Here is a 15040-nt window from a genome sequence, read left to right as displayed (position 1 = left end):
CGGCGTCCCACGCGCGTGCGGCGCGCGTGGATTTTTTTCCAGGCCTGCGCCGCGTGGCGCGGGCCGCGGAGGGGAGTGCGATGACGCAGGTGTTCGATGAGGTGATCGTCGGCGGTGGTTCGGCTGGCTGCGTGCTTGCCAACCGGCTTTCTGCCGACCCCTCCCGACGTGTGCTACTGGTCGAGGCCGGCGTCGACACCCCGCCGGGCAACGTGCCGGCGGCGCTGCTCGACAGCTATCCGATGGCGCTGTTTCACGGAGCGCGTTATATCTGGCCGGGCCTGTCGGCCTCGACCACGCGTACCTCCGATGGTCGCGCCTTGTCGCGCGCCTATGAACAGGCCCGGGTGATGGGCGGCGGCTCGTCCATCAACGTGCAGGCGGCCAACCGCGGTCTGCCGCGCGATTACGACACCTGGGCCGCGCTGGGCGCCAAGGGTTGGGACTGGAGTGGCGTGCTGCCTTACTTCCGCCGGCTCGAACGCGATCTCGACTGCAACGGCCCGTTGCATGGCGCTGAAGGCCCCATCCCGATCCGGCGGATCAAGCCTCAGGACTTCCCGCCCTATGCCGTGGCGGTGACCCAGGCGCTGTCGGCCAGCGGACTGTCGATGCGCCTGGACCAGAACGGCGACTTCGACGACGGCCTGTTCCCGCCAGCGTTTTCCAACGAACACGACCGGCGCGTCTCCAGCGCGATGGGGTACCTCGACGCAGGTGTACGCGCGCGCCACAACCTGGAGATCCGCGCCAACGCACGCGTGGTCGGCCTGAGGTTCGAAGGCCGTCGCGTGGTCGGCGTCGAGCTGGAGCGCGCCGGCGCGCGCGAGGTGGTGCGGGCAGGGCGGGTCAGCCTCACCGCCGGCGCGCTTCAGTCGCCCGCGCTGCTGATGCGTGCCGGCATCGGGGAAGGCAGGGGGCTAGCCGCGCTGGGAATCGACGTTGTTGCCGATCGCCCAGGCGTCGGCCGCAATCTGCGTGATCATCCCGCGTTGACGCTGTGCCAGTACCTGCCGCGTGCGCTGCGGCTGCCGGCCAGCTACCGCCGCGCCAGCTTCGTCGCCATGCGCTACAGCTCCGGCATTGAGGGCGGAACCGCATCTGACATGTATCTGACCGCATCGGCCCGCGCCGGTTGGCATGCGCTGGGCCAGCGCCTGAGCTTGTTGTTCCTGTGGTGCAACCAGCCGCAGTCGCAGGGCAGCGTGCAGCTGGTGTCGGCTTCGCCCGATGACTATCCCAGGGTCGATTTGAACCTGCTGTCCGCGCCGGCCGATCTGCAACGGATGATGCACGGCGTGCGCCAGCTGGTACGCCTGGCGGTGTGCGAGGCGCTCAATCCCAGCCTCGACGACCTGTTCCCGGCCGGCTTCACGCCCGCCATCAAGAAGCTCAGTGCGGTCACGCGTCGCAATGCGCTGCTGACGCAGGTGCTGGGGGCGATGTTGGATGTACCGGCGGGGCTGCGTGGGCCGGTGTTGCGGCGCTTCATGAACGGTGGGCGGTCGATGGCGGCGGTGCTGGCCGATGATGCGCACTTAGAGGCGTTCGTGCGCGCCAACGTGTTCGGCGTGTGGCACGCCAGTGGGACCTGCCGGATGGGGCAGGCGGGCGACCCGGAGGCGGTGGTGGATCCTGCTGGCCGGGTGATCGGAATGGAGAACCTCTATGTGGCCGATGCATCGGTGATGCCGCGACTGCCATCGGCCAATACCAATATTCCGACGATCATGATTGCGGAGAAGATCGCGGAGGGGATGCTGCGGGCTTGATGCTTGTCACGTGTAGCTCGGCATGGCATTTGGGTGTTGGCTGGTCGTTTGCTTCGCCTTCTTCTGAGCGTTACGTGCGATGCAGGCGCAGGTCAAAGGCAAGATCAAGGGCTTTCGTGCGGCTTCGCCGCCCGACCTACTTTCTTTGCTCGTGCAAAGAAAGGTAAGCAAAGAGGCGCTCTTCAACAGACGCATGTCTGGTCAACACGCCCCGGGCGGCACGCCCGCTTCGCGGGTCCGCTACGGGCCGAGGGATTGTTCTAAGGGACATCCATGTCCCTTAGAAAAACGCCGTGCATCCATGCACGGCGCCCTCCGGGTCTTGTCCTCGTCCCTCCGCCGTGCCTCACGGGGATTGGAAGTCCAGAGCCAGAGCCAAAGCCAGGGTTAAGACGAGAGCTGAGGCGAGAGCACAGGCTTTCGTGCCGCTGCGCGGCTCGACTTACTTTCTTTGTTTGTGTAAGGAAATCTAGGCAAAGAGGCGCTTCTCAACAGCCGAATGACGGGACAACACGCCCTTGGGGATTGGCTTTTCGCTGCGCGAAAAGTCCGCGGCGGGTGACGGGAATTTTTGGAAGGACATCCATGTCCCTTCCAAGAACGACACGCGTCCTGCGCGTCGCCCTGACGGGTTTTGCCCACCAACCTCCGCCCAACCTCGAGGGGATGGAAAAGCCAGAAACAAGTGCATACGAACCGCAACTGCAATTGCAACTGAAAATTGCAAATGCAATAGTCAATGGTGGCCGCTGGCGTAAGACATTAGCGAGATGAGCGGAAAGGAATGGCCGCTGGGGGTTTTGGAATTCAACACAACGTGTGCAGAAAAGGCATGACTAGGGACATGCTTCCTCGTTCCTCGTTCCTCGTTCCTCGTTCCTCGTTCCTCGCTTTCGGCTTTCGGCTCTCCGGGCCCACGTTGAGGCACGGCGGAGGGACGAGGACAGACCCGCAGGGCGTCGTGCATGGATGCACGACGTTTTTGTAAGGGACATGGATGTCCCTTACAAAAATCCCTCGGCCCGCAGCGGACCTGCGCGAAGCGCAGGCGTGCCGTCCGGGGCGTTTCTTTGCCTACCTTTCTTTGCACGAGCAAAGAAAGTAGGTCGCGCGGCGAAGCCGTGCGAAAGCCTTTGCTCCAGCTTCAACGTTCGAAGGGAGCCATCATCTTCGCGGGGATGTCGGGAAATCAGTCTGCAAAGCAATACGAAAGCCTTTGCTTTCGGTCGGGCAGCATCGATGCCAACGCAGGAACAGCGTAGACCTGCCGCTACTTCTCTTCGCCCACCGCCGCGTTCGACTCCTGCCGCCACCGCCTTACCGTCCCGGTCTCGATGTCGAACAGATCCAATACCCGGCCGACGGTGTGGTCGACCATCTCATCGATCGACGACGGCCGCGCGTAGAACGCCGGCACCGGCGGGGCGATGATCGCGCCCATCTCCGACAGCTGGGTCATGCTGCGCAGGTGGCCGGTGTGCAGCGGCGTCTCGCGCACCATCAGGACCAGGCGGCGGCGCTCCTTGAGCACCACGTCGGCGGCGCGGGTCAGCAGGCTGGAGGTCACGCCGGTGGCGATCTCGGACATCGAACGCATCGAGCACGGGGCGATGATCATGCCGCGCGTGCGGAACGAGCCCGACGAGATGCCCGCGGCGATGTCGTGATGCGCGTGGACCTGCGTGGCCAGCGCCTTGACGTCGGCGATCTTCAGGTCGGTCTCGTGGGCGATGGTGATCTCGGCGGACTTGGACATCACCAGGTGCGAGGGAATCTGCAGGGCCTTGAGCATTTCCAGCAGGCGCACGCCGTAAATCACGCCACTGGCGCCGGAGATGCCGACAATCATCGGCGGATTCTGGGGCGGGTCTGCACGCATCGGGCTTTCTCCTGAGTCGGCCATTACAGGCCGGTGCCGGCCACGCCCGGCGCCTGGTAGATGTGCTTGAGTTCGGTGAAGTCGGTCAGCGCGTCGTAGCCATGCAGGCGGCCCAGGCCGCTCTGTCGATAGCCGCCGGTTTCCACCTCGGCCAGCAGCTTGTTGTGCTCGTTGATCCACACCGTACCGTTGCGCAGCGCACGCGCCACGCGCAGGGCACGCGCGCCGTCGTGGGTCCACACGCTGGCCGACAAGCCGAACACGGTATGGTTGGCCCGCGCAATCGCCTCGGCTTCGTCCTCAAAGGATTCCAGCACCAGGAAGGGTCCGAAGATCTCCTCCTGAACGAAATCCGCGCTGCTGTCGCGGTGATACACCAGCGAGGGCTTGAAGAACGCACCGGTGGCCAGCGCGCCGTCGGGCACGCCGCCGCGCAGCAGCACTTCGTCGGCGTGCTCGCAGGCCTTGGCGACCTGTGCGGCGACGGTGTCGCGCGAGCGGCGATCGATCAACGGGCCCACCTGCGTGGCCGGATCGATGCCCGGGCCCAGGCGCAGGGCGTCGAGCGCGCCGGCCAGGGCCTGCTTCATTTCCGCCAGCTTGCTTGCATGCACCAGCACGCGACGCGCGGCGGTGCACTGCTGGCCGGAGATGATGGTGGCGGCCGCGGCGAGCCTGGGCGCGACTGCGTTCAAGTCCGCGTCGGGGAACACCAGGCAGGCCGAGTTGCCGCCCAGTTCCAGCGAGAGTTTCTTCATGCTGTCGGCCGCGTTGCGCATGATGGTCTTGCCCACCGCGGTCGAGCCGGTGAAGCAGATCACGTCGACGTTGTGCGAGGTCGCCAGCAGCGAGGCGCCGGCATTGCCGGCCTCGCTGAAGACGTTGACCACCCCGGCCGGCAGCTGCGGATGCTGCAGCAGCGGGGCGAGGATCGCGGCATTGAACAGCGTGGTCTGCGCGGCCGGCTTGACCACCACCGTGCAGCCGGCGGCCAGCGCCGGGCCAAGTGCGCGAACCAGCAGCACCGCCGGCGCATTCCACGGCACGATGATGCCGGCCACGCCGGCCGGCTCGCGTAGCACCGTGGAGAGCACGCCGGGCTCGGGCTCCAGCACGTGGCCGGGGATGTGACGGGCCAGGCCGCCGTAGTACTCCACTTCTGAGATCGCCCCGGCCACTTCGCCGCGCGACTGGGCGATGACCTTGCCGTTCTCATGGGTCAGCAATTCGGCGAGTTCACCGGCACGCGCCTGCAGCGCAGCGGCCCAGTCCAGCAGCACGCGCTGGCGCAGACGCGGCGAGGCGGCCCAGGCGCTGTGGTCGAACGCGCGCCGCGCCGCGTTGATCGCGGCCTGCGCTTCGGCGGTGCCTCCATCGGCGTACTGGCCGAGGACCGCGCCGTTGGCCGGGTCTTCGCTGGGGAGGGAGACGGTGCCGACGGCGGTGCCGTCGATCCAGTGCTTGGCGGGAAAACGGGTCACGGAGGCGGTCCTGTGTGCGTGGCGCACGACGATCCGGACGCGTCGGTGGCAGGACGCCTGGTGCGTAACGGCAACGGCCCGCGGCCGCGTCGATGCACGCTGCATCCCACCGCGCCTCCCGACCGCCGCGCCCCGAGGAATCGAAGTTCGGCGGCGGCACGCCCGCGGATGGCGCGCCACTCCCAGAGGCGACGCTAGCGCGGCATTATCATCAAGTCTAATAATCAGTCCTTATCTTTTTTATCAGATGATCTGATGAGAATCGGCTCCAGCGATGCGCGAGTGTCGTGCAGGGCATCGCGCAGGCGCTCGACCAGCAGCGTGGCTGCCGGACCCAACGGATGACGCGCTTGGTGGATAACCACCAAGTGGCGGGTGATGCGGGAGCGACCGATCGAGTAACCGACCAGGGAGCCGTCCAGCAGCTGCCGGTGCACGGCGATGCTGGGCAGTACGGTGAACCAGTCGCTGCGTGCGACCAGGTCGGCGATCGAGTCGGTCGAGTCGATCTCCAGTTGCGGTTCCAGTTCGACCGTGAGACCGGCCATGTGGCGCTCCAGTTCGGCGCGCAGGCCGTGGCGCTTGGACGGCAGCACCAGCTTCAGCGCGGTCACGTCGCCGAGCGAGCGGATCGGCGGCGGCACGTTGCCGCGCGCGCCGACCAGGACCATCTCTTCTTCCAGCAACGGAATCATCTCCAGGCCCAGGCGCCGCGCCGGCCGGTTGATCACCGCCAGGTCCAGGCGCCCCGTGTTGACCCACTCGATGAAAGTCTGCGAATAACCATCGGCGATGGAGATGCGCACCTCGGGATAGTCGGCCGAGTAGGCCATCAGCACCGCGGGGATCACGCTACGCGTGACCGAGGACAGCACGCCGATGGACACCTCGCCCGAGACCGTGCCGGACAGGTTGGCCATATGCGTCATCGCAGCGGCCAGGTCGCGCTGGATCGGCGTCACCAGCCGGTGCAGGGTGCGGCCGGCCGCGGTCGGCACCATGCGTTTGGGCGTGCGCTCGAACAGTTTCTGTTCCAGCTCACGCTCCAGCTTGGCGATCTGCATCGACAGCGCAGGCTGGACCACGTTCATGCGCTGGGCCGCGCGCGTGACGCTGCCTTCTTCGTACAGCGCCAGGAAGTAATTGATCTGTCGCAGGTCCATCGCCCCCTCCGGGGATGAAGTCAGAAAATTTGATGGATCATATCTAAATTCATTATTTGGAATTATCGACTGCCTGGGCGAGGCTGCGGCCATTGCCCCTTCCGGGGTGCGCCCGTCGGGCAGGCCAACGCCGCAAGGCGCGATGCCCATGCGGCCTTGGCCGCGCACGGCTACAACTTGAGCAACGTTCATCCATTTCCGAGGAGGGGAAACATGAGCGGAACCATGACCTCGCCAGGCGGGGCGGAGGAGGCGGCTGCGCCTATTCCACCGCGCAAAGTGCTGCTCGCAGCATTTGCTTCCACCTTCGGGTGGGCGCTCGACCTGTTCGACCTGTTTCTGCTGCTGTATGTCGCCCCGATCGTGGGCCGGCTGTTCTTCCCCTCGCATACGCCCACGCTGTCGCTGGCGGCGGTCTACGCCTCGTTCGCGGTGGCGCTGCTGGTGCGTCCGCTGGGCTCGGCCGTGTTCGGTGCCTATGCCGACCGCAAGGGCCGCAAGATCGCGCTGATGGTGGCGATGGTCGGCGTCGGCCTGGCCACCGCCGCCTTCGGCGTGCTACCGACCATCGAGCAAGTCGGATACCTGGCACCGGTGCTGTTCCTGGCCCTGCGCGTGGTGCAGGGCCTGTTTGTCGGCGGCATCGTGGCTTCCACCCACACCATCGGCACCGAATCGATCCCACCGCAGTACCGCGGCCTGGTGTCCGGCCTGGTCGGCGGAGCTGGCGCGGGAATCGGCGCGCTGATGGCCTCGGTCGCGTACTTCGTGCTGTCGGGCATCTTTCCCGATGCGCAGTTCGATCAGTGGGGCTGGCGCTTCATGTTCTTCACCGGCCTGATCAGCACGGCCTTCGGCCTGATCATGTTCAAGTTTCTGGAGGAATCTCCGGTCTGGAAGCAGCTGCAGGAGGCCAAGGTCAGCGGCAAGATCGCGGCGGCACCCCAGATCTCACCGGTGCGCCGCGTGTTCGGCCGTGAATACCGCAAGATCATGCTGGTCAACCTGCTGATCACCTTCGGCGGCGGCGCCACCTACTACCTGACCTCCGGCTATCTGCCGACGCTGCTCAACCTGGTCGCCAAGGTGCCGCACGGGCAGAGCTCGCACATCCTGATGTGGGGCTCGGTGGCAGTGATCGTCAGCTCGCTGTGCTTCGGTTGGCTCAGCGACAAGGTCGGCCGTAAGCCGAGCTTCCTGGTCGCCGGCCTGGCCGCGATGGTCGGCCTGCCGCTGCTGTTCCATGGCGTCAGCGGCGTAGCCGGATCGGCCGACAGGGTGCTGCTGTACGCGGTGGCGATCTCGCTGATCGGCGGTGCGGCGATCGCGCCGATCATGATCTTCCTCAACGAGCGCTTCTCCACCGATCTGCGTGCCAGCGGCACCGGCTTGAGCTGGAACATCGGTTTCGCGCTGGGCGGCACCATGCCGACCTTCGTCTCCCTGGCCAGCGCCACGCCCGAGCAGATCCCGACTGTGCTGGCGGTATTCACCGGCGTGATCGGGCTGATCTACCTGATCGGCGCAGTGGTCATTCCCGAAACGCGCGGCAAGACGCTCTGACGCCGCAAGATCGCGCGGCGCATGGCGTCCGGGCGATCCCCCTGCAATTTCCCGCCGGCACAGGGGCGTGCCGGTGTTCACACACCACGTGCGCAGTCCCTGGCGCGCGGCAGAACGATGGAGTCAACCATGGCTGATTCGAATTCCCAAACCGTGCGTACGAGTGGTGCGCTGTCACTGCGCGAATGGCTGGACCGCCTATCCGAGCGTGGCGCACTGGCCGTGGCGCGAGACGGGCTCAAGCTGCGTCACCAGATCGCCGCGGTCGCGCACAAGCTGGATGGCCGCCAGGCCACGTATTTCCCCAATCCCGATGGCGCGCATGCGATCCCGGTCATCTCCGGCATCGTCTCCGACCGTGGATGGATGGCCGAGGCCCTGGGCGTGGCGCAGGAGGATCTGTTGGCCCGCTTCCAGCACGCCGCATCCAACCCGATCCCGTTCAAGGAAGTCACCGACGCGCCGGCGCAAGAGGTCGTGCACACCGACGTCGACCTGCTCAAGCAGCTGCCGATCCCGACCCACAACGAACACGACAGCGGCGCCTACATCACCGCCGGCCTGCTGATTTCGCGCAGCCCGGAAACCGGCATCCAGAACGTCGCCATCCACCGCTGCCAGATCAGCGGCAAGAACCGCATCGGCGTGCTGCTGCTTCCGCGCCATACCGACCACTACTACCGCATGGCCGAAAAGGACGGCAAGCCGCTGCAGATGGCAATCGCCATCGGCGTGGACCCGGCCACGTTGCTTTCCTCGCAGGCAATCGTGCCGGTTGATCACGACGAATTGGAGATCGCCGGTGCGCTGCATGGCCAGCCGCTGGAGGTGGTCAAGTGCACCACCAACGAAGTGCGCGTGCCGGCGCATGCCGAGATCATCATCGAAGGCCGCCTGCTGGCCGACGAACGCGAGGAAGAAGGCCCGTTCGGCGAGTTTCCCCAGTATTACGGCGAGCGCGCGCGCCGCCATGTGATCGAGGTCGATGCGATCACCCATCGCCGCGACGCGATGTTCCACACCATCGTCGGCGGTGGCCTGGAGCATTTGCTGCTGGGTGCGATCCCGCGCGAGGCCACCATCCTCAACGAACTGCAGCGCAGCTTTCCCGGCGTGCAGGACGTACATCTGGCGCTGGGCGGCGTCGGCCGTTACCACCTGTACGTCAAGCTGGCCAAGCGCCAGAACGGCGAGGGCAAGAACGTCATCCTCGGTGCGTTCGCCGCGCACTACGACATCAAGCATGTCGTGGTGGTGGATACCGATGTGGACATCCACAACCCGCAGGAAGTCGAGTGGGCGGTGTCCACGCGCTTCCAGGCCGACCGCGACCTGGTCGTGATCGGCAACTCGCAGGGTTCCAAGCTCGATCCGTCTACCGACGATGGCGTGGGCGCAAAGATGGGCCTGGACGCCACGATTCCGGTCGATGCTCCGGAGATGAAATACAAGCGCATCCGCATCCCCGGCGAAGACACGCTGGACCTGGATGCGGTGATCACCAACAACCACGACTGGCGCGGAGCATCCAACCGCGTCGCATGAAGACCTTCGGGAGGGGGAGCGCCATGCACAAGCGCAAGATCACACTATTCATCACCATTGCCATGGCGGCGGGCGCGCCCACCGCGCAGGCGCAGGTCGCCAGCAAGGATGCGGGGTATCCGCTGGCCGCGCAGGGCTGGGGCGGCAAGACCGGTGCCGACACCTGGTTGTCGCGCTACGTCGAGGACTGGTCCGTGCTGCGCGATCCAGCCAAGCGCACCGGGATGTTCGACGGGCTCAAGTACATCCCGTTCAACGACAGCGGTAGCGCCTATCTCAGCCTGAGCATGGAGCAGCGCTTCCGTGGCAACTACTACAGCGCCATCGGCCTGCGCGACGGCGCGGCCTCGCAGTCGCCTTGGCTGTATCGCGCCTTCCTCGGCGCGGACCTGCACGTGGGCGAGCATTTCCGTGCATTTACAGAATTGGCGCACGGCAGCTACGACGGCCGAAACGTCACCAGCAAGCCGGTCTCACAACAGGACGACGCCACGCTGCAGCAGGCCTTCGTCGACCTGACCGGCAAGTGGGGCGATGCCGATGTCGGTATGCGCGTGGGACGCCAGGACTTCCAGGATGGTCCGCAGTGGCTGGTAACCACGCGCGAGAATGCCAACACCCGCATCACGTTCGACGGCGTGCGTGCCTGGGCGATCGGCACGGACAAGCGACTGGACGTGTTCGACTACCGCTACGTGGACCAACAGAGCGGTTACTTCGACGATGGCACGCTGTCGAGCAAACGTTTCAGCGGAGTGCTGGCCGGCTTTCGGCTGGCGGGCACTGGCCTGTACCTGGACCCGTTCTGGTTCCACGCCAGCGATGACAACAAGGCCTGGGGCGGCAAGGTCGCCAAGGAGACGCGCGACTACTTCGGCGTGCACTTCTACGGCACGCACGGTGCGCTGACGTTCGACACCGCGGCGATCTACCAGACCGGCGACTTCGGCGACCGCGACCTGCGCGCCTATTCGGCGTACTCGACCTTCAACTGGAAGCTGTCCACGCAGGGCTGGTCACCGCAACTCGGCTTCCACGCCGACCTCAGCTCCGGCGGCGGCGCCTATGGCACCGGCACGCTGCACAACAGTTCGATCCTGTTCGGCAGTGGCCCGTATCACAGTTGGGGAACCTGGTTCGGCGCATCGAACTACATGGCGTTTGCGCCGATCTTCCAGTTCGCGCCGACCAAAACCACTAGCGTGCAGCTGCAGTACCAGCGGGTTTGGCGGGAGGACACCAGCGATGCCGTCTACACCAGCACCGGCGCGCCGTACGCCGGTACTCAGCTGATCGGTGGCAAGCACACCGGTGACCTGTTACGCCTCAACACGACCTGGAAGGTCAACCGCTACGTATCTTTCACCGCGCGTGCCGAGCGGTTCCTCGCTTCGTCATCGATGGAGGATGCCGGGTTCGGCGATGCCACGTTCTTCGGCGGCTGGATGACCTTCAGATTCTGACGTCCAAGCAGCGATAAAGCGCTTGACGTGCCTGCAATCACTTATCAAAGGCGCCCGGTAATGCGGGCGTCTTTTTTTATCACATCTAACTCGGCCGTTTACTTCTCTAGCAGGAGATCAATTGAGTTTGAAGGCAAGGCCGGCATGGCCTAGATGTTTTTATAACGCTCGCGGAGTCACCGAGGAGCCGCAGGTGCTGTACGTGGCAAGCGGGGCAGGGCTGACACCAATGGCGATCAAAGCGAGAGCGGTTGCCGCTGCGGACAAGGGGTTAGCGGCAGTTTGAGTGCCTGAGCCGGAGGGCTTAAACTTCGCATAATGTATATTATGTAAATACGAGGTGTCGTGATCGTCAGGGTTTTCGGGGGTTCGTCGGATTGACTGGACCAGCCTCCAGACTTCGCATACTCGATGTCCTTCCTTGCCCGCGTGTGCTGTGCCCATGGATGCTCCGCGCCATCCCGTCTCTCTTGGTCGACGACGCTTTGTCACGGGCGCTGGTGGGTTGCTCGCCGTCGGTCCGTCCTTGCTTCCCGGGCTGGCGCAGGCCAAGGCGCCAGTGGCGGCGTCCGCGCCGGAAGTTCCGGTCCTGTCCGGCACCGAGTTCAAGCTGTCCATCGGTGCATTACCGGTCAACATCACCGGCAAGCCTGCCCATGCTGTGGCCATCAATGGCTCCTTGCCCGGCCCGACGCTGCGCTGGCGCGAAGGCGACCAGGTCACCTTGCAGGTCTCCAACCAGCTTGGGGTCGAAACCTCGCTGCATTGGCACGGCATCATCCTGCCGGCGGCGATGGATGGCGTCCCGGGCCTGAGCTTCCTCGGAATATCCCCTTCAGAATCATATCTTTATCGATTCAACTTGAACCAATCTGGGACGTACTGGTACCACGCCCATTCCAGCCTGCAGGAGGCCAAGGGCGCCTACGGCGCGATCGTGGTCAAGCCTGATGGTCCGGACCCGGATGGGGCCACGCGGGACCACGTACTGCTCCTGTCGGACTGGAGCGACGAGGATCCGCACGCCATCGTGCGCAAGCTCAAGCTGCAGGCCGATTACTACAGCCGCCACAAGCGCACGGTCGGTGATTTCATCCACGACGCGCGCGCCGAGGGCCTCAAGGCGGCGCTGGATGACCGTCTGATGTGGGGCTCGATGCGCATGAGCCCGACTGATCTGGCCGACGTCACCGGCCTGACCTATACCTACCTGGTCAACGGGGCCAGCCCGGATGCGAACTGGAGCGGTCTGTTCCAGCGGGGCGAGCGGGTCCGCCTGCGCTTCATCAATGGCGCGGCGATGACCTTCTTCGATGTGCGCATTCCCGGCTTGAAGATGACGGTGGTCGCCGCCGATGGGCAGCCCGTGCACCCGGTGAGCGTGGACGAGTTCCGCATCGCGGTCGCACAAACCGTCGATGTGATCGTCCAGCCGGACCAGGACCAGCCCTACACGGTCTTCTGCCAGTCGATGGACCGCAGTGGCTATGCACGCGCCACGCTCACGCCCCGCCCTGGCCTGCAGGCGCCGATCCCGCCCATGGATCCGCGTCCGATCCTGACCATGGCCGACATGGGCATGGGCGGAATGGCCCACATGGGCATGGGCGGCATGTCGATGCCTGCCACGTCTGCGCCCTCCCCGTCCGCAAGCCCGCACCAGATGGCGATGGGACATGGCCAGATGGGGCACCACGACATGGCGAGGATGGACCACGGCAACATGCAACACGGCGCCATGGCCGGGATGGATCACGGCAACATGCAGCACGACGGAATGATCCAGCACCCGGCCAGCGAGTCCAACAATCCGGCGGTGGACATGCAGACCATGACCCCGACGCGGGCCCTGGACCAACCCGGCATCGGCCTGCGCGACAACGGCCGCCGGGTGTTGACCGATGCCGACCTGCACAGCCGCTTCGACGATCCCGATCCGCGCGAACCGGGCCGCGAGATCCAGTTGCACCTGACCGGCAACATGGAGCGCTACGTGTGGGGTTTCGACGGCATCCCGTTCTCCAAGGCCGCCCCGATCCGGCTGAACTACGGCGAACGCGTGCGCATCGTGCTGGTGAACGACACGATGATGGAACATCCCATCCACCTGCACGGGATGTGGAGCGACCAGGAAAGTGCCGATGGCCAGTTCCAGGTCCGCCGGCACACCGTCAGCGTGCCGCCTGGCAGCATCCGCAGCTATCGGCTCAGTGCCGACGCGCTCGGGCGCTGGGCGTATCACTGTCATATGCTTCTGCACATGGAACTGGGCATGTTCCGCGAGGTGCACGTCGCATGAGCCGCCTCCCGACTCGTTCCTTGCTCGCCGCTACGTTGGCGCTTTTCGCAGGTGAAGCCCTGGCGCAGCAGCACGATCATGCCGCCATGCACATGCAGGATGTGACGCCGCAGGATGACGCATCCACGGCATCGGTCGATGCCGATCAGGCGTCATCCACCTCCGCCCATTCGCATCACGCTGGCATGCCGATGCCGATGCAGCATGATGACCAGCCGCAGGCAGCACAGACACCGCCGCCCATGCCGGCAGAACACGCCATGCACGAGGGCATGGACATGCACGACATGCATGCCGTTCCCGCCGCCCTGCCCCGGCCCACACCTGAGGAACTGGCCGCGGCGTTCCCGGATGTGGGCGACGCCCACATGGCCACGCATATGGATGACGACCCCACCGTGGCCGTGTTCCGGGGCGATCGCCTGGAGCGAATGGACGGCGGCATCGCGGCCTGGGACGCACGCGTCGGCATTGGCGGCAGCTTCGACAGGTTCTGGCTGCGCACCGAAGGCGAGCGCCCGCGCGTCGGCCCTGGCGAGGGCGATGTCGAATTGCAATGGACCCATGCCACCGGCCCGTGGTGGGACCGCGCGGTGTCGCTGCGCCACGATTTCGGTCCCGGCCCTTCACGGCAATGGCTGGGCGTGGGCGTGATCGGGCTGGCGCCGTACAAGTTCGAGCTCGAGGCACACGTCTATGTCGGCAGCCATGGGCTGGCTGCGCGCACCGAAGCCGAGTACGAGGTGCTGCTGACCAACCGGCTCGTCCTGACCCCGCGCGTGGAACTCAACGCCTTCAGTCGCGACGACCGGCCCAATGGCATCGGCAAGGGCCTGAGCAACGGTGAAGCGGGTCTGCGCCTGCGCTACGAATTCACCCGTGAATTCGCGCCCTACGTGGGTTACAGCTGGACGCGCAAGGTCGGCAACACGGCCGATCTTGCGCGCGAGACCGGCGAGCCGGTGCTCGACCATGGCTGGGTCGCGGGCGTGCGTCTCTGGTTCTAGCGCGGCATCGCCGGCGGCAAAACCCGCCTGTTCCTTGAAGTTCGTTCGCTGCCATCGCGCTGCCGCGGCGGAGTTGCGCCGCGGCCCTGCCACAGGGCGTGCAGGCGCCAGCCATCCCCTGCGGCGCCCGCCTCACGTTCGACGCTGAACGCGCGAAGGCCAAACCCTTGACTCTTGACCAGACTCAAGGGTGAGACTGCGTGTCTACCCTTGTAGGAGCCGCGCATGAACATCGGCCAGCTTTCGCGCCAGACCCAGGTGCCAATCGACACGATCCGCTACTACGAGCGCCAGCGCCTGCTGCCCGAACCACCGCGCTCGCCCGGCGGCTACCGTCGCTATGCCGACGACGACGTCGCCCGCCTGAACTTCATCCGCCGCGCCAAGACCTTGGGCTTCACCCTGGAGGAAATCGGCGAGCTGCTGGCCATCAGCCACGGGCGCGGTGACGTGGCGGCGATCAAGCAGGCGGCCAGCCGCAAACTGGAGCAGGTCCAGCAGCGCATGGATGAACTGGCCCGCGTGCGCGATGCGCTGGAGGTCATGGTCGAGGCCTGTCCGGGCCATGGCGCACTGCGCGACTGCCCGATCGTCTCCGCACTGACCCGGGACAGCTGAGATGGCGCATTCAAACGACCACGGCTGCGGTTGTGGCACGCCCCAACCAACGCACGAGCGCGCCATCGATCCGGTCTGCGGCATGACGGTCGATCCGGGGACAGCCCGGCATCAGGCGGATCTGGATGGGGAGCGTTATTTCTTTTGCTCGGCCGGCTGCCGCAAGGCGTTCCTGGGCGACCCGCCGCGATATCTGAAACCCGGAGGCGGCGATGCCGCAGCAGGGGGCGGATGCTGCGGCCCCGCCCGG

At 65.7% G+C, this 15040-nt stretch carries 10 protein-coding genes and 1 pseudogene; 8 read left to right on the top strand and 3 right to left on the bottom strand.

Translation table 11 applies throughout. From position 1 onward, the window contains the following. The first annotated feature begins 80 nt into the window (after positions 1 to 80). Complete coding sequence (locus ACORQU_RS17595; RefSeq protein ID WP_491642343.1) at positions 81 to 1772, top strand: GMC family oxidoreductase; 1692 nt, start codon at positions 81 to 83, stop codon at positions 1770 to 1772. A gap of 1270 nt (positions 1773 to 3042) precedes the next feature. On the opposite strand, the gene ACORQU_RS17590 is transcribed toward ACORQU_RS17595, so the two are convergent. From ACORQU_RS17590 to ACORQU_RS17580, 3 genes are all read right to left on the bottom strand, one after another. Then, the gene (locus ACORQU_RS17590; RefSeq protein ID WP_491642342.1) at positions 3043 to 3651 is read right to left on the bottom strand and encodes a UbiX family flavin prenyltransferase; all 609 of its coding nucleotides are present in this window, start codon (positions 3649 to 3651) and stop codon (positions 3043 to 3045) included. A gap of 23 nt (positions 3652 to 3674) precedes the next feature. Continuing rightward, positions 3675 to 5132 (bottom strand): aldehyde dehydrogenase family protein, encoded by a 1458-nt coding sequence (locus ACORQU_RS17585; RefSeq protein WP_491642341.1) that lies wholly within the window; start codon positions 5130 to 5132, stop codon positions 3675 to 3677. 224 nt (positions 5133 to 5356) lie between these two features. Continuing rightward, positions 5357 to 6295, bottom strand: a complete 939-nt coding sequence (locus ACORQU_RS17580; protein ID WP_271645853.1) for a LysR family transcriptional regulator — start codon at positions 6293 to 6295, stop codon at positions 5357 to 5359. Between the two features lie 213 nt (positions 6296 to 6508). Here ACORQU_RS17580 and ACORQU_RS17575 point away from each other — a divergent pair, with 213 nt between their 5' ends. From ACORQU_RS17575 to ACORQU_RS17545, 7 genes and pseudogenes are all read left to right on the top strand, one after another. After that, complete coding sequence (locus ACORQU_RS17575; protein ID WP_491642340.1) at positions 6509 to 7858, top strand: MFS transporter; 1350 nt, start codon at positions 6509 to 6511, stop codon at positions 7856 to 7858. Positions 7859 to 7987: 129 nt separating this feature from the next. Further along, positions 7988 to 9403 carry a UbiD family decarboxylase gene (locus ACORQU_RS17570; protein WP_271645857.1) on the top strand — a complete coding sequence of 472 codons (1416 nt, stop codon included), beginning with the start codon at positions 7988 to 7990 and terminating at the stop codon, positions 9401 to 9403. Positions 9404 to 9426: 23 nt separating this feature from the next. Beyond that, a complete protein-coding gene (locus ACORQU_RS17565; RefSeq protein WP_491642339.1) occupies positions 9427 to 10866 on the top strand; it encodes an alginate export family protein in 1440 nt (479 codons plus the stop codon). 442 nt (positions 10867 to 11308) lie between these two features. Further along, positions 11309 to 13165 (top strand): copper resistance system multicopper oxidase, encoded by a 1857-nt coding sequence (locus ACORQU_RS17560; protein ID WP_491642338.1) that lies wholly within the window; start codon positions 11309 to 11311, stop codon positions 13163 to 13165. A gap of 242 nt (positions 13166 to 13407) precedes the next feature. Further along, positions 13408 to 14172 (top strand): copper resistance protein B, encoded by a 765-nt coding sequence (locus ACORQU_RS17555; protein ID WP_491642337.1) that lies wholly within the window; start codon positions 13408 to 13410, stop codon positions 14170 to 14172. Between the two features lie 225 nt (positions 14173 to 14397). Next, a complete protein-coding gene (locus tag ACORQU_RS17550; RefSeq protein WP_271645915.1) occupies positions 14398 to 14790 on the top strand; it encodes a MerR family transcriptional regulator in 393 nt (130 codons plus the stop codon). A gap of 1 nt (position 14791) precedes the next feature. Then, positions 14792 to 14929, top strand: a pseudogene (locus tag ACORQU_RS17545) (hypothetical protein); the annotation flags it as partial. Positions 14930 to 15040 lie beyond the last annotated feature (111 nt).

It is taken from the genome of Pseudoxanthomonas sp. JC1303 (genome assembly GCF_058448525.1).
This window is presented reverse-complemented; position numbering and strand designations above follow the sequence as displayed.

What these genes read in the sequence shown, in the direction of transcription:
- ACORQU_RS17595 (WP_491642343.1), top strand. Translation starts at nt 81, where the DNA reads ATGACGCAGGTGTTCGATGAGGTGATCGTCGGCGGTGGTTCGGCTGGC.
- ACORQU_RS17590 (WP_491642342.1), bottom strand. Translation starts at nt 3,651, where the DNA reads ATGCGTGCAGACCCGCCCCAGAATCCGCCGATGATTGTCGGCATCTCC.
- ACORQU_RS17580 (WP_271645853.1), bottom strand. Translation starts at nt 6,295, where the DNA reads ATGGACCTGCGACAGATCAATTACTTCCTGGCGCTGTACGAAGAAGGC.
- ACORQU_RS17575 (WP_491642340.1), top strand. Translation starts at nt 6,509, where the DNA reads ATGAGCGGAACCATGACCTCGCCAGGCGGGGCGGAGGAGGCGGCTGCG.
- ACORQU_RS17570 (WP_271645857.1), top strand. Translation starts at nt 7,988, where the DNA reads ATGGCTGATTCGAATTCCCAAACCGTGCGTACGAGTGGTGCGCTGTCA.
- ACORQU_RS17565 (WP_491642339.1), top strand. Translation starts at nt 9,427, where the DNA reads ATGCACAAGCGCAAGATCACACTATTCATCACCATTGCCATGGCGGCG.
- ACORQU_RS17560 (WP_491642338.1), top strand. Translation starts at nt 11,309, where the DNA reads ATGGATGCTCCGCGCCATCCCGTCTCTCTTGGTCGACGACGCTTTGTC.
- ACORQU_RS17555 (WP_491642337.1), top strand. Translation starts at nt 13,408, where the DNA reads ATGCCGGCAGAACACGCCATGCACGAGGGCATGGACATGCACGACATG.
- ACORQU_RS17550 (WP_271645915.1), top strand. Translation starts at nt 14,398, where the DNA reads ATGAACATCGGCCAGCTTTCGCGCCAGACCCAGGTGCCAATCGACACG.